This is a genomic window from Mesorhizobium sp. RCAM 05104, from assembly GCF_059683645.1.
The window spans coordinates 2187500-2210498 of sequence record NZ_CM185033.1 but is presented as its reverse complement, the minus strand read 5'-3'; the positions used below and the strand labels follow the sequence as shown (position 1 = coordinate 2210498).

Below are 22999 nucleotides of genomic sequence, written 5' to 3'. Positions count from 1 at the left end.
AAACTCGATCCCGAGCAGCTGCAGTTACGGGCCTCCCCCGTCGTGCGGTGCGGTTCAAGCGCGGCGTGATCATCACGATCGCTGCACTCGGATCGGGCGCCGTGCTCGGCGTCACCATGATCGCGCTCCAGGGACCGGCTCTGCGCTTCAAGGAGCAGGCGGAAGAGCTTTACAACACCGGGCGCAAGCCAACCGCCGAGGGACTTGAAACGCTCCCCAAAGACTACTCCGGGATCAAACCGAAGGCGCCGGTGCTCGGCCCACCATTGCCAGGTGATCTCGGCCGGCCGATCCTTGAACGTCAGCGCCAGCTCGGCATCGCGCCAGGGTATGAGATTTCGGACGAGGAGCAGCGCCTTGCCCAGCAGGCGATCGAGGCACGCGAATCGAAAGTGTTTTTCCAGATCGAAAATCGACTCCGGCAGTCGGATGTCGCCGGCAGTGGGCACAGTGTGCAGCAGCCGTCTGAGGCACCGCTTCCGCAATCCGAGGCAGCACGGGCCTCAGCCTCAGTTGCGCCGGCCGAGGGCGACCAGAACAATCAACAACGCAAGCTCGATTTTGTCAGCGAGCGGAACACAAGCGGGACCTACAATCCGCATGCGCTGCAGACGCCGGCTTCGCCGTATCAGCTGATGGCCGGCAGCGTGATTGCAGCGAGCCTCATCACCGGCATCAATTCCGACTTGCCCGGCCTCGTCGTCGCACAGGTCACCGAGACCGTGCATGACACAGTCACTGGCAACACTTTGCTCATCCCGCAAGGTTCACGTCTGATCGGCACCTATGACAGCGTTGTCGCCTTTGGACAAAGGCGCGCGCTGCTGGTCTGGCAACGCATTCTGCTGCCCGACGGCTCGTCAATCGAAATCGACAATCTGCCCGCGACAGACACCGCCGGCTATGCTGGCCTTGAGGACAAGGTGGATTTCCACACCTGGCAGCTGATCAAGGGAGTTGCCTTAGCCACATTGCTAGGCGTCGGTACGGAATTGAGCCTCGGGGAAAACGAAAGCGATCTGGTCAAGGCAATCCGTGAATCCGCCCAGCAGAACGTCAGTCGGGCCGGACAGCGCATCACCGAAAAGAACCTCAATATTCAGCCCACGATCACCGTCCGCCCCGGTTGGCCGCTGCGCGTCGTCGTACACAAGGATCTCGTGCTGCGGCCGTATCCGATTGAACAGGAGTAGTCATGGCCAACCTGAAACTTGGAAAGCTTCCGGACCGGACACCTTCGAAGATCACCATCACCGTCAGCGCCGACCTGAGCCAAGCACTCAAGGACTATGCGGCGCTTTACCGTCAGACCTACGGCGATTCTGAGTCGGTAGCTGAGCTCATCCCCTTCATGCTGGCCGGGTTTCTGGAAGGCGACCGAGCGTTTGCCAAAGCCAGAAAGGAAAGTTTGCCGGCCGCCAGCATGTCGGAGAAATCGCGACGCCAGCCAGGGTCAGGTTAACCGAAGCATAGAGTTGGTCAATGGCGCGCATCGCCGTTCGTTTGGCAAGCGTGTTTAACTTTTCCGTACGCGAAAGTAGGAATCTGCCTTAGGGACGAGGTGGGGACGCCGGAAGGCACGACCGGACGATATCGTCGCCTATGGCCAGAGACCTTCGTATCTGGTCCGTGATGCGACGGTCGCCCATGAACGGTCAAAAACGTATCTCAATCGGTTCGCGATCGACTGAAAACGGTGACCGCTCGTCTGTGGTGCTCAGATTGCCACCGAGTGCCTTGCCGTTCCGCTTTCGAAATATTTGTCGAACTTGGCCGCGATGCTTCGGACGAAGGGGCGACGTTCAGCCGGCACCAGGAAACTTTCGCCATCAAGTTCGAGCAATCGAAGGGGATCGTTTAGGGCCATGGAACTCGACTGAAGAAGGAGCCTCTGGCCGGCTGAGCCGAAGCGCTCCACCAGATCGATCGCCGAGAAGGCGAAATCGCACATCAGCCGCTCGATGATCCAGCCTCGGACGCGATCGTCGTCGGAGAGCACGATGCCGCGGACAGCGGCCAGTCCGCCATCCGCAACCATGCGACCATACTCGGCGGTCGAAGGCATGTTCTGGGCATAGCCCTGGCGAAATTGGCTGATCGAAGATGGGCCAAGGCCAATCAAGGTTTCGGAGCGATCCTCGGTGTAGCCCTGGAAGTTCCGGCGCAAGGTTCCGGCGCGGGACGCGAGCGCCAGCGCATCGCCCGGTTTTGCGAAATGGTCGAGGCCGATTGCCTCATATCCCTTGTCCACGATCGCGCGCGCGGCGAGTTGCGATTGAGCAAACCGCTCCGCGGGACCGGGCAACCATGCCTCGTCGATCATCGTTTGATTTTTCTTGAACAAGGGCACGTGAGCGTAGCCGAACAGAGCCATCCTGTCCGGTTCCAGGGTCAGCGCCTGCGCTATTGTGGACCAGACGCTCTCCCTGGTTTGGTGCGGCAGGCCGTAGAGCAGATCGAGATTGATCGATTCAACGCCGCGCGAACGAACTCCGTCGACGACTGCTTTGGTCTGCAAAAAGCTTTGCTCGCGGTTGATCGCCTTTTGCACTTTCGAATCGAAATCCTGCACGCCGAGTCTCGCCCGCGTCATGCCGATTTCGGCGAGTGCATCCAGGCGTGCTTCATCCATGTCGTTGGGTTCGATTTCGACGCTGATTTTCGCGTCCGGAAGAAAATCGAAGCTGTCCCGCAAGACCGTGCCCAGTGCCACCATGTCCTCGGGCTTCAGCATCGTCGGCGAACCGCCACCGAAATGGACCGCCCGAACACGACCCTTGCCGCTGACAAGGCTGGCAATCGTCGCGATTTCCGTGCGCAGCGTGCGGAGATAAGCAGACACTGGCTCGTAGTGGCGCGTCTGCTTGGTATGGCACGCACAGAACCAGCAGAGTCTGTCGCAATAGGGGATGTGCAGATAGAGCGATATCTCGTCACCACTTTCGAGCGCCTCCAACCAGCCACGGTAAACGGCAGCATCGACGCCCGCATGGAAATGCGGCGCGGTCGGATAACTGGTATAGCGCGGGACGTTCTCGCCAAGTCTGGCAGCTAATTCCGGTCGCATGTCGTGGTCCACCGTGTTTTCCTCGCCGGAACTCTGGACGCATCGAAGAGCCAAAGCCCTGATTTCGGTCAACCTTCAGCACGGACAAACTGCCGCAAGGATTTCTCTGCCGTCGATTGCTATCCTGCTGGCACTTGGGACCGGTAAAGCGAACGAAATGACAGTACGGCAGGACATTCACAGTTCCGGCATTCCCGTCCTTTGCCTGTCTTGCGAGGCACGGCATCGTGGCGTCTGCGGTGCGCTCGATCCAGACGAGTTGGTGGGGCTCGCCAAGACTTCGTCGCGACACAGAATCGAGCCAGGGGTCGAGCTGATCGGCGACGCCGAGGCCGTCGACAGCTATGCAAACGTGCTTTCAGGCGTGGTGAAGCTCACGAAGAGCCTTTCGGACGGCCGCCAGCAGATCGTCGGTCTCCAGTTCGCACCGGATTTTCTGGGACGGCCCTTCAAGGTGAAAAGCGCGATCAACGCGGAAGCGGCAACAGCTGTCTCGCTATGTTCGTTTCCGAAGGCGGCCGTTGAACGGATGATGAAGGAATCGCCGGAACTCGAGCATCGCCTGCTCAAGCAGACGCTGAACGAACTCGACGAAGCACGCGAATGGATGGTGACGCTGGGGCGCAAGACCGCATCGGAAAAGGTGGCGAGCTTTCTCCTCATGATCGCCCGGAATATCGACCCCAATGTTGACCCGGCGGCCAGGTCGGCGTGCTTCGATCTGCCGCTGACGCGTGCCGACATCTCTGATTTCCTCGGACTTACGAACGAGACCGTGAGCCGCCAGCTGACGCGATTGCGGGCTGACGGCGTGATCCGGATCGAGAACAACCGCCATGTGACCGTGGACAGCATGAGCCGGCTGGAGCAGCGCTGCGGCGGCCGAGGCGCGCGGTAACCGCCCTTGGAATGAGACCTAAGCGCCGGGCCTACGTCGCTTATTCCGATCCGCGGCAGGACATGCTCGCGTTCGAACGCGATGTGTCGCCGCACGCCTTCGAAGAAGCCGCGTAGCATGAACCCGAAAGCTTCCGCAGTCTCTATCGGATCACCATGACCGATCGCCAGGAGCGTTTCGGCCACCTCGTCGGCGAAGCATTTATCCTCGACATGCTCGGCGCGCAACCGGCTGGTGGAGGCAAGATTGGCCTCGGCTGAGGTCAAGTACGCCTCATCCACGGGGAAAATGACCGTCTCGTCGAACCGATGGATGTCACGAAGCAGCGAACGACCGCGCTGGCTGTGCCACGGCATTTGAAGCGATCGACGCTCGGCAAGGCATCGGCAATACTTTCCAGCGCGTCGCAGAGCCGCAGTTTTTCCCAATGGGCGCTTAATTACATCGCCCGGACCGCCTCCGCTCGGCCAGGCCCGGCGGACGCCGGACTTGTCCATTAGCGGGGCGGCCCGTGCTGCGTTTCCAAGTTCAATCGCCACCTTCTGATTGCACCGAGCTCGATCTGCCCGAAGCAAAATCGTGTGGCCCTGACATGGATCAGGGCGAGCAGGCCGCGGCTGAGGAATTAATGCTCCGCGGATTTGGCGTCCGCGCATCGGAATCCGAGGTCGGGAAATGTCATGAAATTCGGCACAGAAATCGTCGCTTTGGGCCTTTTCGCGTTTGTGGCGCTGGTGGCCGCCGGCTTTGGGGTGGATGAGCCTTTCCGGCAGCATATGTGGGTGCTGTTTTTTGTGCTGCTCGGTTTTGTCGCTATCCTCATCCGCAACACGAGTTTCGAAGTGGCCGCTCCGATCGACCCATCCGCTTACATGGATGGTCCAATCCGGTATGGCGCCATCGCCACCATGTTCTGGGGTGTCGTCGGCATGCTGGTCGGCGTGGTCATTGCGCTGCAACTTGCCTACCCGGATCTCAACATCCAGCCCTGGTTCAACTTCGGCCGACTGAGGCCGCTGCACACATCCGGCGTCGTCTTTGCTTTCGGCGGCAATGCTCTGCTTTGCACGTCCATGTACGTCGTGCAGCGCACCTGCCGCGCCCGGCTGTTCGGCGGCGATCTCGCCTGGTTCGTGTTCTGGGGCTACCAGCTCTTCATCGTCATGGCCGCGACCGGTTACCTGCTCGGCATCACCGAGAGCCGCGAGTACGCCGAACCTGAGTGGTACGTGGACATCTGGCTGACCATCGTCTGGGTCGCCTATCTCATCCTGTTCCTTGGCACGATCCTGAAGCGCAAGGAGCCGCATATCTACGTCGCCAACTGGTTTTACCTCTCCTTCATCGTGACCATCGCGATGCTGCATCTGATCAACAACCTGTCGATGCCTGCCTCCTTCCTGGGCTCGAAAAGTTACTCCGCCTTCTCCGGCGTCCAGGACGCCCTGACGCAATGGTGGTACGGCCACAACGCCGTCGGCTTCTTCCTCACCGCCGGCTTCCTCGGCATGATGTATTATTTCGTACCCAAGCAGGCGAACCGGCCGGTCTATTCCTACCGCCTTTCGATCATCCATTTCTGGGCGCTGATCTTCCTCTACATCTGGGCCGGGCCGCATCACCTGCATTACACTGCCTTGCCCGACTGGGCGCAGACGCTCGGCATGGCGTTTTCGATCATGCTCTGGATGCCGTCATGGGGCGGTATGATCAACGGTCTGATGACGTTGTCCGGTGCCTGGGACAAGCTGCGCACCGATCCGATCATCCGCATGATGGTGATGGCCATCGCCTTCTACGGCATGTCGACCTTCGAAGGCCCGATGATGTCGATCAAGGCGGTCAATTCGCTGTCGCACTACACGGATTGGACCATCGGCCATGTCCATTCCGGCGCGCTCGGCTGGGTAGGCATGATCTCGTTCGGCGCGATCTATTTCATGGTGCCGAAGCTGTGGAACCGTGAACGTCTCTATTCGCTGCGGCTGGTCACCTGGCACTTCTGGCTGGCGACCCTCGGGATCGTCGTCTACGCCGCGGCAATGTGGGTCTCCGGCATCATGCAGGGCCTGATGTGGCGCGAGTACGACGAGCAGGGCTTCCTGGTCTACTCCTTCGCCGAAACCGTCGCCGCCATGCACCCCTATTATGTCATGCGCGCCATCGGCGGCGCCATGTACCTGTCCGGCACCCTGATCATGGCCTGGAACATTGCCATGACCATCCTCGGATACCAGCGCGAGGAGGATCCGATGCCGGGCTCCGTCCCCGCCCTCCGGCGTGCGCGATCAGGAGCCAGAAAATGGGCTTGATGGACAAACACGCGGTCATCGAGAAGAACGCCACGCTTCTTCTCGTTGGTTCCCTGCTGGTGGTGACGGTCGGCGGCATCGTCGAGATCGCACCGCTCTTCTATCTCGACAACACGATCGAGAAGGTCGAAGGCATGCGACCTTACTCGCCGCTGGAGCTCGCCGGGCGCAATATCTATGTGCGCGAGGGCTGCTACCTCTGCCACAGCCAGATGATCAGGCCGTTCCGCGACGAGGTCGAGCGCTACGGTCACTACAGCCTGGCGGCCGAGTCGATGTACGATCACCCTTTCCAATGGGGTTCGAAGCGCACAGGACCTGACCTCGCCCGGGTCGGCGACCGCTACTCGAACACATGGCATGTGCAGCATCTAGCCGATCCGCGCTCGGTGGTGCCGGAATCGATCATGCCGAGCTATGCGTTCCTGAAGGACACGTCGATCGAGGTGAAGGACTTCTCGACGCATCTGATCGCTAACAGGCGCGTAGGCGTCCCTTACTCCGATGACATGATCGCTCAGGCCAATGCCGACCTGATGGCGCAGGCTGATCCCAATGCCGACACGTCCGGCCTGGAAAGCCGCTACCCCAAAGCCAAGATCGGTGACTTCGACGGCAACCCGCAGCAGGTCACCGAAATGGATGCCCTGGTCGCCTATCTGCAGATGCTCGGCACGCTGGTCGATTTCAAAAACTATGACGAAGCCGCCGGCTACCGCTGAGGAGAATGGCCATGGACTACAATCTGATGCGGAAATTCGCCGACAGCTGGGGCCTGCTCGCGATGGCGCTGTTCTTCATCGGATGCATTGCCTTTGCACTTCGTCCCGGCAGCCGCAGGCAAGCCGACGAAGCCGCCCGGATTCCCCTCAAGGACGATTGATCATGAGCGGCGAGCACATCGACGAAGTGTCGGGCATCTCAACGACCGGCCACGAATGGGATGGCATCCGGGAGCTCAATAACCCGCTCCCGCGCTGGTGGGTCATCACCTTCTATATCACCATTATCTGGGCGATCGGCTATACCATCGCCTATCCGGCATGGCCGATGCTGACCTCCGCGTCCAAGGGTGTGCTCGACTATTCGAGCCGCAACGACGTCAAGAAAGCACTGGCCGCCGCTGAAGCCGCCAAGGCCAAATATGTCGCGGCGGTGGAATCGAAAACCATCTCCGAGATTGCTGCTGACGATGCATTGCGCGAGTTCGCCATCGCTGCCGGCGGTGCGGCATTCAGGGTCAATTGCGTGCAGTGCCACGGCTCGGGCGCGCAAGGGTCCAAGGGCTTTCCCAACCTCAACGACGACGACTGGCTCTGGGGCGGCAAGGCCGAGCAGATCCAGCAGACGATCACGCACGGCATCCGTTTTGCGTCTGACCCGGACACGCGACTGTCGGAAATGCCGGCCTTTGGTGACATCATTACCGCTGACGAGATCGCTCAGGTCAGTGCCTACATCGCCAGCCTCTCCGGCAAGGTCCAGGACGCCAGTCTGATCGAGCCTGGCGCGAAGGTCTTTGCCGAAAATTGCGTGGCCTGTCATGGCGACAACGCAAAAGGCAATAAGGAGTTCGGCGCACCCGACCTGACCGACGCGATCTGGCTCTATGGACCGGGCGAGACAGCTATCGCCGCGCAGGTCCGCGCACCCAAGCACGGCGTCATGCCGGCCTGGATCGGTCGTCTTGGCGAAACCAAGGTCAAGGAGCTCGCGGTCTATGTCCATTCGCTTGGCGGCGGAGAATAGGAACGGAAGCCTATTCTCGGCCCCTCCCCGCCAAGCGACGAGGCCCGGCGCGCGCCGGGCCTCGACACATTCCCGGCAGGCTGGGATTGACCTGCACCAATGGCGCTGCCCGCCATTCGGAAAGCTTGCTCAACCTAGCACTCCGGACGTCAGCCAAAGCAGACGAGTCCGGTTGCACGCAATGTCATCGGCTGCGCGCGAGTGGAGATGCACGTGCTGGATAAAACGCAGATCGAAGCCGTAGCGGTCAACTCCGCCAAAACCCGCCAGCCGCTTTATGCCCCGCGCAAGAAGATCTTCCCGAAGCGCGCCTCGGGCAGCTTTCGCCAGTTCAAATGGCTGGTGATGGCGATCACGCTCGGTATCTACTACCTGACACCCTGGTTGCGATGGGACCGTGGCCCGTTTGCCCCGGATCAGGCCGTGCTGCTCGATCTCGCCAATCGGCGCTTCTACTTCTTCTTCATCGAGATCTGGCCGCAGGAATTCTACTATGTGGCCGGCCTTCTGGTCATGGCCGGCGTCGGTCTTTTCCTGATCACGTCGACTGTTGGTCGTGCCTGGTGCGGCTATACGTGCCCGCAGACCGTATGGGTCGATCTGTTCCTGGTCGTCGAGCGGGCTATCGAGGGCGACCGCAACGCGCGGATGAAGCTCGATGCCGGCCCCTGGACCGCGCGCAAGCTCGTGCAGCGCGTATCGAAACACGCCATCTGGCTGGTCATCGGTGCGGCGACCGGCGGCGCCTGGATCTTCTATTTCGCCGATGCGCCGACGCTGGTTGGCGAACTCTTCACCGGCACCGCGGCACCCGTCGCCTACATCACCATCGCCGTGCTGACGGCGACCACCTACACATTCGGCGGGCTGATGCGCGAGCAGGTCTGCACCTATATGTGCCCATGGCCGCGCATCCAGGCGGCCATGCTCGACGAAAGTTCGCTCACCGTCACCTACAATGACTGGCGCGGCGAACCGCGCTCGCGTCACGCCAAGAAGGTGCAAGCCGCAGGGCAGTCCGTCGGCGACTGCGTCGACTGCAATGCCTGCGTCGCGGTCTGCCCGATGGGGATCGACATTCGCGACGGCCAGCAGCTCGAATGCATCACCTGCGCGCTTTGCATCGACGCCTGCGACGGCGTCATGGACAAGCTCGGCAGGGAGCGCGGGCTGATCTCCTACGCGACGCTCTCCGACTACAACGCCAACATGATGCTGGCGACCGCAGGCGGCTCCAGTTCAGTCAATCCGTCGCTGGTAAGGACCGCTGACGGGCTGTTCTCCGACAAGGTGGCGCATTTCCATATTCGCAAGATCTTTCGGCCACGCACTTATGTCTACATGGGCTTGTGGTCGCTGATCGGCCTGGGCCTGCTTTATTCGCTGCTGACGCGCGACCGGCTCGAAGTCAACGTGCTGCATGACCGCAATCCGCAATTCGTCACGCTGTCAGACGGTTCGATCCGCAACGGCTACACCGTCAAGCTGCTCAACATGATCCCCCAGCCAAGGACGATAATCGTCACGATTCAAGGCTTGCGAGGGGGTGATATGAGCGTGGTCGGCGACGATATCCCGGCAGGCCGTTCTTTCGCCATTCCGGTCGAACCCGACCGCCTGAAGATCCTGAAGGTCTTCGTGCGCCAGCCGGCGGATCAAATCCACGGCACAGCGCAAACCTTCACGTTCCGTGTCGAGGACAAGGCGAGATTCGAGTCGGACGAATACACCGCCACCTTCAATGCACTGGAGACTGCCAGATGAGCGCCAGAACGCAAAAATCCCGCGAATTCACCGGCAGGCACATGTTGGCCATCATCCTTGCCTTTTTCGGCGTGGTCATCGCGGTCAATCTGACCATGGCGACCCTCGCCAACACAAGCTGGACCGGCCTTGTCGTCGAAAACACCTATGTGGCGAGCCAGCAATTCAACAAGAAGGCCGGGGAGGGTCGCGCGCAGGCGGCGCTCGGCTGGACCGGCAAACTGACGATCGCATCGGGCGAAGTTCGCTACAGACTTACAGACCCCGCCGGCAAGCCGGTTCCCTTGCATGGCGTCAAGGTGCTGTTTCGTCATCCCGCCTATGAGGCGGAAGACAAATCCATCGTCCTGGCGCCTTCTGCGGATCAGGAGTTTGTGGGACAGCACACGCCAAAAGAGGGCGTCTGGATCATCGAAGTCGACGCCGATGCCGGCCTTGCAGAGCCCTATCGGGAAGTCCGGCGGGTCATGATTTCCCATGGAGCGCTGCAATGAGCTGTTGTGCACCGGGCGCTGAAATGGCGCTGGATATGGGCAGCACCACATCGGTCCTACCGTCCAGCCAGGAAATCAAATTGGCCAGCCGATCGCTTGGCGATGATCTTCGGCAGACCGATCTTTCGGTGCCGAGCGTTCATTGCGCAGCTTGTATCCAGACGATCGAGACGGCGTTGGGAAAGCTCGATCGCGTCGAGAGCGCCCGCGTCAACCTGTCGACGAAACGGGTCTCGGTCCGCTGGCGCGGCGACGAGGTTCCACCGTTCGTCGCCGCGCTTGGACGGCTCGGCTACCAGGCGCATCTCTTCGCCCCCGAGGCTGAAGAAAAGGACAGGACGCTTTCGGAGTTGATCCGCGCCGTCGCGGTTGCCGGGTTCGCGGCGGGCAACATCATGCTGCTTTCGGTCTCTGTCTGGTCCGGTGCCGAAGGCGCTACCCGCGACCTGTTCCACTGGGTCTCGGCGCTTATCGCCATCCCTGCACTCGCCTTCGCCGGCGGCATCTTCTTCCGCTCGGCCTGGAATGCGTTGCGCCACGGCCGCATGAACATGGATGTGCCGATCGCGGTCGGGGTGTCGCTTGCCTACGCCATGAGCCTCTACGAGACGATCAATCATGGCGATCACGCCTATTTCGACGCGTCGGTATCGCTGCTGTTCTTCCTCTTGATCGGCCGCACGCTGGATCATGTCATGCGGGAGCGTGCCCGGACCGCCGTGAAAGGCCTGTCGCAGCTGGCGGCGCGTGGCGCCATGGTGCTGCGCAGCGATGGTGCACGCGACTACCTGCCGGTTGGCGAGATCGAACCAGGCATGCTGCTGCTGATCGCAGCCGGCGAAAGGATCCCCGTCGACGGCAAGATCATTCAGGGGACCTCGGATCTGGACTGCTCGTTGGTTTCCGGCGAGAGCACGCCCCGAAACGTGGCGCCAGGCGGACCCGTGCAGGCCGGTGTCCTCAATCTTACCGGCTCGCTGACGATCGAGGCGACAGCCGCCGCGAAGGATTCGTTCCTGGCGGAAATGGTTCGGCTGATGGAGGCCGCAGAGGGTGGTCGCGCCCATTATCGCCGGATCGCCGACCGCGTTTCGGCGCTCTATGCTCCGGTGGTTCATCTGACCGCCTTCGCGACGTTCCTTGGCTGGATGGCGGCAACCGGCGACTGGCATAGGGCGATAACCATCGCCATTGCCGTTCTCATCATCACATGCCCGTGCGCGCTCGGCCTCGCCGTGCCGATCGTTCAGGTGGTCGCCGCGCGGCGCCTGTTCGAGAACGGCATCATGGTCAAGGACGGTTCGGCCATGGAGCGCCTGGCGACGATTGATACAGCGGTGTTCGACAAGACCGGAACGCTCACGCTCGGACAGCCCCGGCTGGTCAATGCGTCGTCGATCGATGCGGCCATGCTGGCAATCGCAGCCGACATGGCCGCGCACTCCCGTCACCCGTTTTCAAAGACCATAGCCGGTTTTGCCGCTCCTGGCGGGCAGCACAAATTCGATGCCGTCACCGAGCATCCGGGGTTTGGAATCGAAGCCACTGTCGCCGGAAGTATCTGGCGGATGGGCCGACGCGGATGGGCTGGATGGAAGGCCCGGACCGGTGGCGAAGGCAAACATGGCTATGGCGGGACGGTTCTGACCAGAGACGGGATCATTGTCGCGACCTTCGATTTCGAGGATGCGCTGCGTGCCGACGCCAAGGCAGCCATGCTGGAATTGAAAGCAGCCGGGGTGTCGGTGGAAATGCTGTCGGGCGATACAGCAGGCGCCTGTGGCGAAGTCGCGGAAATGCTAAACATCGACCGCTTTGTTCCGGCCCTGCTGCCGTCCGGCAAAGTTGAATGCATCGAAGCGCTGGCGAAAGCCGGACACAAGGTTCTGATGGTTGGCGATGGGCTCAACGACACGCCTGCGCTGAGCGCAGCGCATGTCTCGATCGCTCCGGCCACCGCCGCCGACATTGGCCGCAACGCGGCCGACTTCGTCTTCCTGCGCGAAAGCCTTCTGGCAGTGCCTCTCGCGCTGGATGTCTCGCGCAAGGCGGGAAGTCTTATCCGGCAGAACATCGCCATCGCGATCGTCTACAACGCCGTCGCCGTGCCGATCGCCATTCTGGGGCACGTCACTCCACTGATCGCGGCGATCGCCATGTCCGCTTCGTCACTGCTTGTCATTGGAAATGCGCTGCGCCTGCAAGGCTTTGCACCCACCGAGGTGACGAGGGCTCCTTCGGCAACGCGCTCCGGCATTCGCGCATCAGTGCAGCCGTCATGACGACGCTCGTCTACCTCATACCGGTGGCAGTGCTCCTGGGCGCGCTTGGGCTGTCCGGCTTTCTGTGGGCGTTGAGGAGTGGTCAATATGAGGATCTTGACGGGGCCGCTGAGCGGATCCTCATCGACCGGGACGACAAGCCGGAAAGCTGATTCAAGCCGCTGTGCAGACGACGGCGCCGATGGCCGGGTCGGTGCGAAGCCCGTCTAGATCGTTGGCATCCTCGTAGCCGCAGACGGTCGCAAACATGCGGACGCGCAGGATGTCGGCCATGGCGTGCCTCACCCGCCGCGGTGAGGCGAAACGTGGATCGCAGCCGCAAGCCGCTCGCCAGTCGCAAACGCTGCTCGGCGGCGGCCAGAAGCACGATGCCGCCATCAGATGGAAGAAAGATGACACGCTGGAGGCCAGGATCCTTCAGGATCAGCTTACTGACGTGAGGGCCGGTCTCTTCGTGTCAATGCCGATAAGCACTGTCCTATCAGGCCTAATTTTGACTGTGCAGGCCCTTTCTGGCGTCGGCTTTGCCGCCGCAATCTGGTTCTTGGTCATCAATGCGATAAATGTCGCCCGCCTTGCCCTCGCCCGTTATCAGCTAAAGGAAACGGGACGCCAGGACGATCTGACAGGGATTTCGCCGCGGCTTCGCTGGTTTGGCATCCTTGCTCTTCTCGCAGGGTTAGCCTGGTCCTTTCTTGCCGTCCTTACGCTTGGATACACGACACCTCACGCACCGCTGCATCTGATTATTCTGGCAGGCATCTCAGCTGGTGCTGTTACATACGGCAGTTCATATGCCGCGGCAGCGACCAACTTCATCACACCCCCGCTCCTCATCACAGCGGGGTGCTTGCTGGCGAAAGGTAACTTTGAAGGGTACGTTCTTGCTTTCGCCGTTCTGCTCTTCGCGGCCGAAGTGGAGCCAATTCCAGGGAGGACCACCTGACGGGCCTTCTCAACAGGCGTGGCCTCGAACACGGCTATCGGTCGGTTCGAGACTGCAGACGGCCCCTTCGTTGCAATGCTGATTGATCTAGACGGGTTCAAATCCGTCAACGATACCTACGGTCACAGGACCGGCGATGAGCCGCTTGTCAGGATCTCCCGCCGGATAGAGGAGGAAGCACCGGAAGGCTCAACGCTCGCCCGCATCGGCGGCGATGAATTCGTGCTATTTTTTCCCTCACTGGGGGATTCGGTTTCTGCCTGTGATCTCGCCTCCAATATTCATAGCCAAAGTTGCCCGCCCCTATCCTGAGGTCGCGTCCGTCCGGGTCGGGGCATCGATAGGAATATACTTGGCTGAGAGGCCGGGGCTGACGGAAATGTTGTTGCGGGCAGATATCGCCCTTTATACAGCCAAGCGTCGTGGCAGGAACGAATTTTGCCTGTTCGATGCCGAACTCGACAGGGAACTGCAACGCCGCCAGTCCATCGAACGCGACCTTCATTCAGCGATAAAGACGAGAAGCTTGGCACCTTGGTTCCAGCCCATCGTGAAACTCGACACTGAGGCCGTGGTCGGTTTTGAAGCCTTGCTAAGGTGGTTCCATCCGATTCATGGTGCCATCTCTCCACCCGAAATCATGACAGCCGCACGCCAAACCGGAATGCTTCAGCTGCTGACCCAAACGGTATTCGCCGACTGTTGCGCGCGCTTATCGACGGCTTGGTGAAAGCTGACCGTCGTGATGTTCGTGTGGCGATGAATGTTTCACCGCGCGAACTGGAAGCCGGTGACATCGATGACATGATTCTGGAGGGTCTGGCGGCAAAAGGCCTCCCTGCAACGATGTTCGAAATCGAGATTACCGAGGAATCCCCGGTGGACCCGGACAGAGTGGATGAAAAGCTCGGACGGCTTTCACATGCCGGCATTTCCATCGCGCTCGATGACTTCGGCACCGGCTTTTCCACCTTGGCATCGCTCAAGGACAGTCGGATACGCAAGGTGAAAATAGACCAGGGCTTCATTCGCGGCTTAGCCAAGTCCCGAGAGGACCGGCTGCTTGTCAAAACGGTCATCGATCTTGGTAGGACGCTCCGGATCGAGGTCATGGCCGAGGGCGTCGAAACAGAGGCAGATCGGCAAACTCTGCACAAGCTTGGCTGCAGAACCGCTCAGGGCTTCCTATTCTCCAAGGCGGTGCCTCTGAGCCAAGCGCTTGATTTGGCGCCAAAAGAGCACGCGAAGGAGTTGTGACCGCCACCCGCCATCGCTCACTGCATCGAGGAAGCGTCTGGCGATCTCGGCCGGCCGATCCTGGAACGCCAGCGGCAATTGGGGTTTTGGCGCCGGGTCCGAACAATGAGGATCAGGCAGAGGAAGCCGAACAGCAGCGCCGTGCCCAGCAGGCGATTGAAGCGCGTGAAGCTGACGTCTTTCTCCAGCTAGCCAACAGCAGCACGACCACGACCGCTGCGAGCCCGTCCGCTCCGGCAACCGGACAGCCCGCTGCGGACGCCAAATGTTTGGTTCTCGACCCGGAGCGCGACCGGAACAACCAGCAGCGCAAGCTCGACTTGGTCAATCAGCGCGACACCAGCGGCATCTACAATCCGCCTGAACTCCAGGCGGCGGCTTCGCCCTATCAGGTGATAGCGGGCTCCATCATCGCCGCCAGCCTGATCATTGGCATCAATTCCGATCTGCCAGGTCTTGTCGTTGCCCAAATGACAGAGAATGTTTCGACGGGCGGCACCTATCAAAAGCCGTCGCACGAGTCACATGAGAACCCAGAACGCAGGCGGAAGAAGTGTTTCAAGGCAGTGCTCGGTCGTCCGTTCAAGGTTTGTGGATCGACGAACGTCTGGGAGGGCTCCATTCGACCCTTTACGCCGCCGAATATCAGGGCTGCTTCTGACGCAAAATTCCCTGCTCAAGAACCGAAGAAACCGTAGCTGGCGCTCGAAACAAAGCTAGGTCAGATCAAGGGTCGCATGCCGAGCAAGCCTTGATGTCGGTAACGCCAAGCACTTTGATTTTCGCGAAAGCATCGCAGCGATTGAACGGACCGTGCCATGTGCCATTTCTGCTGGGACTCGCCGGCAAGGTGGCTTCCTTGTTTTGGCAAAAACCACAGTCTGCCCTGTGGACACGCCCGCGACCGAGCCTCGGGTTCTCGTAGACATAGTACTTCACGCAACTACACCCTCAACTGCAATCCGTTCATACAAGCTGGTGAGGCGACGACGCATTCAGCGATGCTGTAATCGTCGCGGGAACGCGGCGGTACGGCGTTGGTTGTTAGCCGCGATAAAAATCCTATCAGTCTCATGTAAGTCAACACGGGACAGCTTCAGGGTATCCAAATGGTCGGCCCACCATTGCATCATCTTCACGCGTTCGTCCCAATGTTCGCCGCGGGCATAAGCCCGCCTGATATTGTTGCCCTCGACGTGCGCAAGTTGACGTTCGATAGCATCGGGATGCCACTTGCCGCTCTCATTGAGCAAGCTCGACGCTGTCGCCCGAAAACCATGCGCAGTGGCCTCGTTTTTGCGATAGCCAAGACGGCGCAGGGCGGCATTGAGGGTGTTGTCGGAAATCGGGCGTGTGATCGCGCGGACACTGGGAAACAGAAGCAAACCGTGTCCAGAAACCTCGCGGAGCCGCTTGAGGAGGTTGAGCGCCTGGATCGACAAAGGAACACTATGCGGTCGCCGCATTTTTGCTCGAGCGGCTGGGATCGTCCAGACTGCTTTGTCGAAGTCGAATTCCGACCAGTCAGCGGCGCGCAACTCTCCGGGGCGGGGAAACAAGAGCGCCATCAAATTCAACGCAATTTGGGTGCCTGGCTGCCCATCGTACGAATCAATCGCGCGCAAAAGAGCACCGAACTCTTTCGGGTCGGTAACTGCAGCTCGCGGTGTTACCGTTGGCCTAACAAGAGCGTCCCTGAGCGCCAAGGTTGGATCAGCATTGGCGCGAGCGGTGGCAATCGCGTAGCGAAATACACTCCCGATTGTTGATCGAAGCCGACGGGCCGATTCGTGTCGGCCACGAACTTCCACTTCCCGCAACACATCGAGAACGGATGGCGCATCAATTTCCTTGATCGACCGGTCGCCCAACGTCGGATAGGCGAAAGAGAGCAGCCACTTGTTCTTAGTGATGGTCCTTTCCGCGCGCCCCTCTTTCTTGAGCTTAGCGATGAATTCGTCTGCGATGACGCGGAAGCTATCGCGCGTGTCAGCATTCTTCTCCTGCTTCTCACGTACGGGGTCTATACCCTTCATTAGCAGCCGCTTCGCCTCATCTCGTGCCTGTCGAGCCTCCGCCAGGGAGAGAAGCGGATAGCTTCCGAGAGCCAGGAGCTTCTGTTTGCCATCGAAGCGATAGGCAAGGCGCCACAGGCGCGAGCCGGTAGGCTGTACCCATAGCTGGAGACCGCCTCCATCGGAGAGTTTCCGGAGTTTAGGCCCTGGGCGGGCATTTCGACATTTCACGTCAGAGAGTGTCATTGTCCGATGCTTTTTGCTGGTGGGTGATACCAACAGGGTAGACGGATACCAACGAAGAAACCAACAGCACGCGCCGTTGGACCAAATGCGATCACCTGCTTCGGAATACGCCAAAGCGCGATCAGGCCGTCAAAAAAGCAATCGTTTTCAAAGGTTTACGCGAACAGCAGCGTAGAAGGCTTGGCGGAAGAGAGGGTAGGGAGAAGGGGAGATGGTGCCCAGAGGCGGATTCGAACCACCGACACGCGGATTTTCAATCCGCTGCTCTACCAACTGAGCTATCTGGGCCTGTTCCGGCAAACGAAATCTCGTGCACCGGATTTCACGGAAGCGCCGTCGGCGCCCCTTGAAAGCGCGTGGGTTATAGCACGGGAATTCGGCCTGTCCAGCGCTTAGGTGGCGATTTCAGACAGGAAAAGAGATGCCCTGTAGTGGGCCGGTTCCATACTGGTTCTTCAGCCGGAATGGCGCGCGGCATGGTGGTATTTCGGCCATCGCCGTCCTTTTCCGCGTCGCCATCACGGTCCGCAATGATGTGGCCGGCCTCTTGGCCGACCATTGAGGCGCCCAATCGCGGTGCCGGACAAGCGCCTGGCCGTCGAACCTATCTGGCGCCGGACACGCCTCTGCGAAAATCGGACGGCGACATGCCGGCCAGCTTGCGGAACGATTTGTTGAAGGCGCTGAGCGAGCCGAAGCCTGAGTCCATGGCGACGCGCAGCACATTGGCGTCCTGATGCATCAGCAGCGCCTGCGCGTAGCTCAGCCGCAACAGGTTGACATATTCGTTGAGCGTCATGCCGGTCGATTTCTTGAACAGGCTCATCGCGTATTTGGGATGGATGTCGGCGGCGGCCGCTATGTTCACGCAATCGATGTCGTAGAGGAAGTTCTCTGCGATGTAATCGCACATACGCCCGACATTGCGCGACGACTGCTGATCGAAAGGACTGCCCGTGTCCTGCCCGGCCGCGGTTTCTGGCACCAGCCGATAAGGCTCGAACCGCACCCGCTCCAGCCGCAGCAGCAATTCGTTGACGGCGTGTTCTGCCTTGGCCTGGTCACCAGACCGGGCGTAGCGGTTCCAGCGCTCGAAATTATGGTGGTCGGATTGGTCGGTGGCGCCGCTCACCAGCGTTGCGCCCGTCATCAACCGATGCCTTATATCCGTGGGCAGGTGCAGCCGGAAGAAATGCACCAGCGGCAGATGCGCTCCGGCATAGATGGCGTCGTCGGACAGATCGTCCATCTGGTGCGGCAGACCGCCCCAGAACAGGCACATCTCGCCGGCTGAAAGCGAAATTTCGTGGTCATTCATACGGTAATGCACGCTGCCGCGCACAATGAAGTTCACCTCGACCTGGGCGTGCCAATGCGGTTTGAGCATCACCAGAGGACTGGTGTGAAACATCTGCAGCAGCAGCGGCAGGCCTTCCACGCTGCTGGCGCCTGGCTGGTAAAACGGCCGTTCCGGCATCTTACTTTCCGCCAATTTCATATTCCCTTTGACGGCGACAGGCCCTGCCCACTGCATAGTCTAGCCACGCTCACAGTGAGAGAGCAAATGAAATGGGAGGATTTCAATGCGCATCACAATGACCTGCGCCGCGCTCGCGCTTGCCCTGGGCTCAGCCCCGGCCTTTGCGCAATCCGGCGAAATCACCATCTGGAGCTGGAACATCGCCGCGTCATCGCTGAAGGCGACCGTTGCAGGCTTCAACAAGCAATTCCCCGACATCAAGGTGACGGTCCAGGACCTCGGCAACCAGCCGACCTACGACAAGTCGATCGCCGGCTGCGCCGCCGGCGGCGTCGGCCTGCCGGACATCGTCACCATCGAGAACGGCGAGGCCGAGAACTACTGGAGCCAGTTCCCGGACTGCTTCGTCGACCTGCATACGCTGGGCTATAGCGCTGAGGATCAGGCGAAATTCCCCGATTTCAAGCGCACCGAGCTCGAAGTCGGCGACAAGGCCTATGCGATGCCGTGGGATTCGGGGCCGGTTGCCGCGTTCTATCGCCGCGACTTCTACGAAAAGGCCGGCGTCGATCCGGCCTCGATCAAGACCTGGGATGATTTCATCGCCGCCGGCAAGAAGATCCAGGCCGCCAATCCGGGTGTCTCGATGACCAACGCCGATTTCAACGGCGACTCGGAATTCTTCCGCATGATCTCCAATGAACAGGGCTGCGCCTATTTCGCCGCCGATGGACAAACGATCACGGTCAACCAGCCCAAATGCGTCGATGCCATGACCAAGGTCAAGGAGATGAAGGATGCGGGCATCGTTTCCTCCGCCGACTGGGGCACCAAGATCACCAACAACACCGCCGGCACCGTCGCCACCCAGATCTATGGCGGCTGGTACGAAGGCACCATTCGCACCGAATCGGCCGGTGAGAACGGCAAATGGGGCGTCTATCTGATGCCGAGCCTCACCGCCGACGGGCCGCGCGCCGCCAATCTCGGTGGATCCTCGTTGGCCATCACGTCGGCGTCGAAGAACAAGGAAGCCGCCTACGCCTATCTGAAATACACGCTCGGAACCAATGAAGGCCAGATCACCATGCTGAAGGAATTCGGCCTGGTGCCTTCGCTGGTGTCTGCGCTCAATGACCCCTACGTCTCGCAAGGTCTGCCCTACTGGGGTGGCCAGGCGGTGTGGAAGGACATTCTCGGCACCTTGCCCAAGGTCGTCCCCAGCCGTGGCACCCAGTTCCAGAGCGATGCCGAGATCATCGTTCGCGCGGTGCAGACCAAATATCTCGCCGGTGGCTATGCCGACGCCAAGGCCGCGCTCGACGATGCCGCGAACCAGATCGCCGCGGCGACCGGGCTGCCGGTCAAGTCGTGAGCTGGAGATTTCTCTCCCCCGTGTAGGGACGGGGGGCGCTCTCATCAATGGTTTCGCCAATCGCAACGTTGCAGGAAAGGCGTAGGCGTTGCGGCCATCTCCCTTCTCCCCGTCACTCTACGGGGAGAAGGTGTCGGCAGGCGGATGAGGGTCAGCGCCGAGATCAACAGAATCCCCAGCGCCGCATTGGCTGGGGCATCGACACGGCACTCTCAACAAACACAAATCTAGAAGCAGAAGAAGGAGGAGGAGGAGGATGCCCAACCGCAACGCCACGGCCTATCGCTTCCTCACGCCCTATCTGCTGATCTTCGCCGTTTTCTGGGTGTGGCCGATCATCAGCTCGTTCCTGATCTCCTTCCAGGCGACGCGTACCGTACCTTGGCGGTTCGCGCCCGCCTTCAACTGGGGGCGGCTGATCGGCGATCCGGCCTTCTTCAACGCGCTGAAGAACACGCTGCTCATCCTCGTCATCCAGGTCCCGGTGATGATCGCCCTGGCCATGGTGATGGCGGTGCTTCTGAACTCGCCGCTCCTGAAGGCGAGGGGCCTGTTCCGCTTCGCCTTTTTCGCCCCGGTCGTGGTCGGCGAGGTCGCCTATTCGGCGGTGTTCCGGCTGATGTTCAACCTCAATTTCGGTATCATCAACAAATTGCTGAACAGTGTCGGCCTGCCCAGCGTCGACTGGTTTTCCAACGTCACGCCGGCGATGGCACTGATCATGATCGCGGTGACCTGGCGCTGGGCCGGCTACAACGCCATCATCCTGCTCGCCGGCATGCAGTCCATTCCCGAGGATGTCTACGAGGCGGCAACACTCGACCGCGTCAGCAAGCTCAAACAATTCTTCTTCATCACCCTGCCGCTCTTGAAGCCGGTCATCGTCTTCTGCCTCGTGCTGTCGATCATCGGCACCATGCAGCTGTTCACCGAGCCGTTCCTGATCACCGAGCGCGGCGGACCCGGCGGCGGCACCGAAACGCTCGGGCTGCTGCTCTACCGCCAGGGTTTTCGGTCGCTCAATTTCGGCTACGCCTCGGCCGTTGCCTACACCATGGCGGGCTTGGCGATCGCGATAACCCTGGTGCAACTGTGGCTGACGAGGGAAAAGCAATGAGTTCGCTGTCCGCCGCCAGGCTAAGACGCAGCATCGCCCTGCATCTCTTCCTCACGCCGCTGGCGCTGATCTGGCTGTTTCCGCTGTGGATGATGGTGGTGTTCTCCACCATGCCGGACAATGGCATCTTCAGCCCGGGCATCGAGCTTTTGCCGCACGGCAATTTCATCGACAATTTCAACAATCTGCAGCGTGACACCGACTTCGTCGGCGCCATCGGCATTTCGGTCTCGGTGGCGGTGACCTATACCGTCCTGTCGGTGCTGCTGACGTCAATGGCCGGCTGGGCGCTGGCCCGTTACCAGTTCTTCGGCAAGGGTGTGGTTGTCGCCATCATCCTCGGCACCATCACGCTTCCCTACGCGGTGGTGCTGATCCCGCAATTCATCATGGTGGCGCGCGACTTCAAGCTCGCCAACACCTGGGTGGCGCTGATCGTGCCGCCGCTGTTCAATTCGCTCGGCGTGCTGTTCATGCGGCAGAGCTTCTCGATGATGCCGGACGATCTGTTCGACGCGGCGCGGGTCGAGGGGGTGAAGGAGTGGCGCATCTTCCTCTTCGTCGCGCTGCCGCTGGCGCGGCCAATGTTGGCGGCACTCGCCATCATCCTGTTCCTCGCCTCCTGGAACAATTATCTGTGGCCGCTTTTGATCAACAGCCAGCCCGGTTCGATGACGGCGCCAGTGGCGCTTGGCACCCTGATTGGCCTCACCAAGGTGTCGTGGGGCGGCATCATGGCGGGCGCGGTGATGCTGACAGTGCCGATGCTCGTCGTGTTCGTGCTCCTGCAGCGTCATTTCATCGCCGGCATCGCCGCCGGCGCCATCAAATAGACAGGACCAGCATGGCGACCGTCACGCTCAACAATGTCGTCAAGCGCTTCGGCGCCTTCGAGGTCGTCCATGGCGCGAGCATCGACGTCAAGGACGGCGAATTCGTCGTCTTCGTCGGCCCCTCCGGCTGCGGCAAGTCCACTCTGCTCAGGATGATCGCCGGGCTCGAGGATATCAGCGGCGGCCAGATCGCCATCGGCGGCAAGGTGGTGAACGATGTCGAGCCGGCCGACCGCGGCATCGCCATGGTCTTCCAGTCCTACGCGCTCTATCCGCACATGACCGTCGAGCAGAACCTCTCTTTCGGGCTGCGCATGACCGGCAATCCCAAGGCCGACACCGAACGGCGGGTGAAGCGGGCGGCCGGGATCCTGCGCATCAGCGAACTTATGGACCGGCGTCCGCGAAAACTCTCCGGCGGCCAGCGTCAGCGTGTCGCCATCGGCCGCGCCATCGTGCGCGAACCGCAGGTGTTCCTCTTCGATGAGCCGCTCTCCAATCTCGACGCTGAGCTGAGGGTGCAGATGCGGATCGAGATCGCGCGGCTGCACAAGGAGCTCGGCGTCACCATGATCTATGTCACGCATGACCAGACCGAGGCGATGACGCTGGCCGACAGGATCGTCGTGCTCAATGCCGGCAACATCGAGCAGATCGGCGCGCCGCTCGATCTCTACGACGATCCGGCCAATCGCTTCGTCGCCGGCTTTGTCGGCTCGCCGAAGATGAATTTCATGGCGGCTAAGGTCGTCGCAACGGAGAAGGACGTGGCGGTGGTCGAGCTTCTCAACCACGGCGGAGCCCGGCTGCGCAAATCGCTTTCGGGCGCGCCGCCTGCTGTCGGCGCGGATGTCGTTCTCGGCGTGCGGCCAGAACATTTCTGCGAGGCCGGCGAGGGCGACTGCGACATACCGGTCCGGGCCGACGTTGCCGAGCATCTCGGCTCGGTAAGCTATGTCTATGCCAATGCCGGCCCGGAGGAACTGATCATCGAGCGCGAGGCCTCGCGGCAGCGGGCGAGCGGCGACCATCTGGTGGTGTCGATCAAGGCCGGCCGGTCGCTTCTCTTCGACACATCAGGCGCGCGGATACGCTGATGCATGTCGCTCAAAAGTGCACAGCGGTTTTGAGGCAACGACATGCATGAACCAGGATGCATGTCGC

The 22999-nt window shown here is 60.8% G+C and carries 22 protein-coding genes, 1 tRNA gene and 2 pseudogenes; 19 read left to right on the top strand and 6 right to left on the bottom strand.

The features are described from left to right. The first annotated feature begins 65 nt into the window (after positions 1 to 65). Together AC56QP_RS10995 and AC56QP_RS10990 are read left to right on the top strand one after the other, a co-directional pair. A complete protein-coding gene (locus AC56QP_RS10995; protein ID WP_497109039.1) occupies positions 66 to 1193 on the top strand; it encodes a TraB/TrbI/VirB10 family type IV secretion system protein in 1128 nt (375 codons plus the stop codon). A gap of 2 nt (positions 1194 to 1195) precedes the next feature. Continuing rightward, the gene (locus AC56QP_RS10990; RefSeq protein ID WP_489859699.1) at positions 1196 to 1462 is read left to right on the top strand and encodes a DUF2274 domain-containing protein; all 267 of its coding nucleotides are present in this window, start codon (positions 1196 to 1198) and stop codon (positions 1460 to 1462) included. 255 nt (positions 1463 to 1717) lie between these two features. On the opposite strand, the gene hemN is transcribed toward AC56QP_RS10990, so the two are convergent. After that, positions 1718 to 3067: an oxygen-independent coproporphyrinogen III oxidase gene (gene hemN / locus AC56QP_RS10985; protein ID WP_489863630.1), complete on the bottom strand. Its 1350-nt coding sequence runs from the start codon at positions 3065 to 3067 to the stop codon at positions 1718 to 1720. A 157-nt stretch (positions 3068 to 3224) separates the two neighbouring features. Between hemN and AC56QP_RS10980 the strand changes: the two genes are divergently transcribed. Then, complete coding sequence (locus AC56QP_RS10980) at positions 3225 to 3965, top strand: Crp/Fnr family transcriptional regulator (RefSeq protein ID WP_489863631.1); 741 nt, start codon at positions 3225 to 3227, stop codon at positions 3963 to 3965. A gap of 107 nt (positions 3966 to 4072) precedes the next feature. On the opposite strand, the pseudogene AC56QP_RS10975 reads toward AC56QP_RS10980, so the two are convergent. Next, positions 4073 to 4321: pseudogene (locus AC56QP_RS10975) on the bottom strand (hypothetical protein); the annotation flags it as partial. Between the two features lie 324 nt (positions 4322 to 4645). Here AC56QP_RS10975 and ccoN point away from each other — a divergent pair. From ccoN to ccoS, 8 genes are all read left to right on the top strand, one after another. After that, on the top strand, positions 4646 to 6277 hold the full coding sequence (gene ccoN / locus AC56QP_RS10970) for a cytochrome-c oxidase, cbb3-type subunit I (protein ID WP_489859700.1): 1632 nt from the start codon (positions 4646 to 4648) through the stop codon (positions 6275 to 6277). Continuing rightward, positions 6268 to 6999, top strand: coding sequence for a cytochrome-c oxidase, cbb3-type subunit II (gene ccoO / locus AC56QP_RS10965; protein WP_489859701.1), 732 nt, complete (start codon positions 6268 to 6270; stop codon positions 6997 to 6999). The genes ccoN and ccoO overlap by 10 nt, the downstream gene beginning before the upstream one ends. A gap of 11 nt (positions 7000 to 7010) precedes the next feature. Beyond that, the gene (locus tag AC56QP_RS10960) at positions 7011 to 7160 is read left to right on the top strand and encodes a cbb3-type cytochrome c oxidase subunit 3 (RefSeq protein WP_111546799.1); all 150 of its coding nucleotides are present in this window, start codon (positions 7011 to 7013) and stop codon (positions 7158 to 7160) included. Positions 7161 to 7162: 2 nt separating this feature from the next. Next, entirely contained in the window at positions 7163 to 8026 is an 864-nt protein-coding gene (ccoP, locus tag AC56QP_RS10955; protein WP_489859702.1) for a cytochrome-c oxidase, cbb3-type subunit III, read from the top strand. A gap of 207 nt (positions 8027 to 8233) precedes the next feature. Continuing rightward, positions 8234 to 9790 carry a cytochrome c oxidase accessory protein CcoG gene (gene ccoG, locus AC56QP_RS10950; protein WP_489859703.1) on the top strand — a complete coding sequence of 519 codons (1557 nt, stop codon included), beginning with the start codon at positions 8234 to 8236 and terminating at the stop codon, positions 9788 to 9790. After that, a complete protein-coding gene (locus AC56QP_RS10945; protein WP_489859704.1) occupies positions 9787 to 10284 on the top strand; it encodes a FixH family protein in 498 nt (165 codons plus the stop codon). The genes ccoG and AC56QP_RS10945 overlap by 4 nt, the downstream gene beginning before the upstream one ends. Further along, on the top strand, positions 10281 to 12566 hold the full coding sequence (locus AC56QP_RS10940; protein WP_489859705.1) for a cation-translocating P-type ATPase: 2286 nt from the start codon (positions 10281 to 10283) through the stop codon (positions 12564 to 12566). Before AC56QP_RS10945 ends, AC56QP_RS10940 begins: the two co-directional genes overlap by 4 nt. Beyond that, positions 12563 to 12718, top strand: coding sequence for a cbb3-type cytochrome oxidase assembly protein CcoS (gene ccoS, locus AC56QP_RS10935; RefSeq protein ID WP_489859706.1), 156 nt, complete (start codon positions 12563 to 12565; stop codon positions 12716 to 12718). The genes AC56QP_RS10940 and ccoS overlap by 4 nt, the downstream gene beginning before the upstream one ends. Positions 12719 to 12749: 31 nt before the next feature. Here the strand turns inward: ccoS and AC56QP_RS10930 are convergent. Beyond that, positions 12750 to 12954: pseudogene (locus AC56QP_RS10930) on the bottom strand (transposase); the annotation flags it as partial. A 633-nt stretch (positions 12955 to 13587) separates the two neighbouring features. Between AC56QP_RS10930 and AC56QP_RS10925 the strand changes: the two are divergent. From AC56QP_RS10925 to AC56QP_RS10910, 4 genes are read left to right on the top strand one after another with little or no spacing between them, the layout of a single operon-like run. Next, positions 13588 to 13824: a diguanylate cyclase domain-containing protein gene (locus AC56QP_RS10925; protein WP_489859707.1), complete on the top strand. Its 237-nt coding sequence runs from the start codon at positions 13588 to 13590 to the stop codon at positions 13822 to 13824. A gap of 40 nt (positions 13825 to 13864) precedes the next feature. Beyond that, a complete protein-coding gene (locus AC56QP_RS10920) occupies positions 13865 to 14242 on the top strand; it encodes an EAL domain-containing protein (RefSeq protein ID WP_489859708.1) in 378 nt (125 codons plus the stop codon). After that, the gene (locus AC56QP_RS10915; RefSeq protein WP_489859709.1) at positions 14215 to 14769 is read left to right on the top strand and encodes an EAL domain-containing protein; all 555 of its coding nucleotides are present in this window, start codon (positions 14215 to 14217) and stop codon (positions 14767 to 14769) included. Before AC56QP_RS10920 ends, AC56QP_RS10915 begins: the two co-directional genes overlap by 28 nt. Then, positions 14766 to 15467 carry a TraB/TrbI/VirB10 family type IV secretion system protein gene (locus AC56QP_RS10910; protein ID WP_489859710.1) on the top strand — a complete coding sequence of 234 codons (702 nt, stop codon included), beginning with the start codon at positions 14766 to 14768 and terminating at the stop codon, positions 15465 to 15467. The genes AC56QP_RS10915 and AC56QP_RS10910 overlap by 4 nt, the downstream gene beginning before the upstream one ends. 297 nt (positions 15468 to 15764) lie before the next feature. Here AC56QP_RS10910 and AC56QP_RS10905 read toward each other — a convergent pair whose 3' ends face one another. From AC56QP_RS10905 to AC56QP_RS10895, 3 genes are all read right to left on the bottom strand, one after another. Further along, positions 15765 to 17030, bottom strand: coding sequence for a tyrosine-type recombinase/integrase (locus AC56QP_RS10905; protein ID WP_489859711.1), 1266 nt, complete (start codon positions 17028 to 17030; stop codon positions 15765 to 15767). Between the two features lie 212 nt (positions 17031 to 17242). Next, positions 17243 to 17318, bottom strand: a tRNA-Phe gene (locus AC56QP_RS10900). Positions 17319 to 17634: 316 nt separating this feature from the next. Next, a complete protein-coding gene (locus tag AC56QP_RS10895; protein WP_497100561.1) occupies positions 17635 to 18507 on the bottom strand; it encodes a helix-turn-helix domain-containing protein in 873 nt (290 codons plus the stop codon). Between the two features lie 106 nt (positions 18508 to 18613). On the opposite strand from AC56QP_RS10895, the gene AC56QP_RS10890 reads away from it, so the two are divergent. From AC56QP_RS10890 to AC56QP_RS10875, 4 genes are all read left to right on the top strand, one after another. Beyond that, a complete protein-coding gene (locus tag AC56QP_RS10890) occupies positions 18614 to 19885 on the top strand; it encodes an extracellular solute-binding protein (protein WP_091579871.1) in 1272 nt (423 codons plus the stop codon). A 256-nt stretch (positions 19886 to 20141) separates the two neighbouring features. Beyond that, positions 20142 to 21002, top strand: a complete 861-nt coding sequence (locus AC56QP_RS10885; protein ID WP_489859712.1) for a carbohydrate ABC transporter permease — start codon at positions 20142 to 20144, stop codon at positions 21000 to 21002. Further along, positions 20999 to 21835: a carbohydrate ABC transporter permease gene (locus AC56QP_RS10880; RefSeq protein WP_489859713.1), complete on the top strand. Its 837-nt coding sequence runs from the start codon at positions 20999 to 21001 to the stop codon at positions 21833 to 21835. The genes AC56QP_RS10885 and AC56QP_RS10880 overlap by 4 nt, the downstream gene beginning before the upstream one ends. Positions 21836 to 21846: 11 nt before the next feature. Further along, the gene (locus AC56QP_RS10875) at positions 21847 to 22932 is read left to right on the top strand and encodes an ABC transporter ATP-binding protein (RefSeq protein WP_489859714.1); all 1086 of its coding nucleotides are present in this window, start codon (positions 21847 to 21849) and stop codon (positions 22930 to 22932) included. Positions 22933 to 22999 lie beyond the last annotated feature (67 nt).

Bases quoted from the DNA above. Each gene is read 5' to 3' on its own strand.
- AC56QP_RS10940 (WP_489859705.1), top strand. From the start codon at position 10,281: ATGAGCTGTTGTGCACCGGGCGCTGAAATGGCGCTGGATATGGGCAGC.
- AC56QP_RS10890 (WP_091579871.1), top strand. From the start codon at position 18,614: ATGCGCATCACAATGACCTGCGCCGCGCTCGCGCTTGCCCTGGGCTCA.
- AC56QP_RS10980 (WP_489863631.1), top strand. From the start codon at position 3,225: ATGACAGTACGGCAGGACATTCACAGTTCCGGCATTCCCGTCCTTTGC.
- hemN (WP_489863630.1), bottom strand. From the start codon at position 3,067: ATGCGACCGGAATTAGCTGCCAGACTTGGCGAGAACGTCCCGCGCTAT.
- AC56QP_RS10960 (WP_111546799.1), top strand. From the start codon at position 7,011: ATGGACTACAATCTGATGCGGAAATTCGCCGACAGCTGGGGCCTGCTC.
- AC56QP_RS10885 (WP_489859712.1), top strand. From the start codon at position 20,142: ATGCCCAACCGCAACGCCACGGCCTATCGCTTCCTCACGCCCTATCTG.
- AC56QP_RS10880 (WP_489859713.1), top strand. From the start codon at position 20,999: ATGAGTTCGCTGTCCGCCGCCAGGCTAAGACGCAGCATCGCCCTGCAT.
- ccoS (WP_489859706.1), top strand. From the start codon at position 12,563: ATGACGACGCTCGTCTACCTCATACCGGTGGCAGTGCTCCTGGGCGCG.
- AC56QP_RS10875 (WP_489859714.1), top strand. From the start codon at position 21,847: ATGGCGACCGTCACGCTCAACAATGTCGTCAAGCGCTTCGGCGCCTTC.
- AC56QP_RS10895 (WP_497100561.1), bottom strand. From the start codon at position 18,507: ATGCCGGAACGGCCGTTTTACCAGCCAGGCGCCAGCAGCGTGGAAGGC.
- AC56QP_RS10990 (WP_489859699.1), top strand. From the start codon at position 1,196: ATGGCCAACCTGAAACTTGGAAAGCTTCCGGACCGGACACCTTCGAAG.
- AC56QP_RS10925 (WP_489859707.1), top strand. From the start codon at position 13,588: ATGCTGATTGATCTAGACGGGTTCAAATCCGTCAACGATACCTACGGT.
- ccoP (WP_489859702.1), top strand. From the start codon at position 7,163: ATGAGCGGCGAGCACATCGACGAAGTGTCGGGCATCTCAACGACCGGC.
- AC56QP_RS10905 (WP_489859711.1), bottom strand. From the start codon at position 17,030: ATGACACTCTCTGACGTGAAATGTCGAAATGCCCGCCCAGGGCCTAAA.
- ccoN (WP_489859700.1), top strand. From the start codon at position 4,646: ATGAAATTCGGCACAGAAATCGTCGCTTTGGGCCTTTTCGCGTTTGTG.
- ccoO (WP_489859701.1), top strand. From the start codon at position 6,268: ATGGGCTTGATGGACAAACACGCGGTCATCGAGAAGAACGCCACGCTT.
- ccoG (WP_489859703.1), top strand. From the start codon at position 8,234: ATGCACGTGCTGGATAAAACGCAGATCGAAGCCGTAGCGGTCAACTCC.
- AC56QP_RS10945 (WP_489859704.1), top strand. From the start codon at position 9,787: ATGAGCGCCAGAACGCAAAAATCCCGCGAATTCACCGGCAGGCACATG.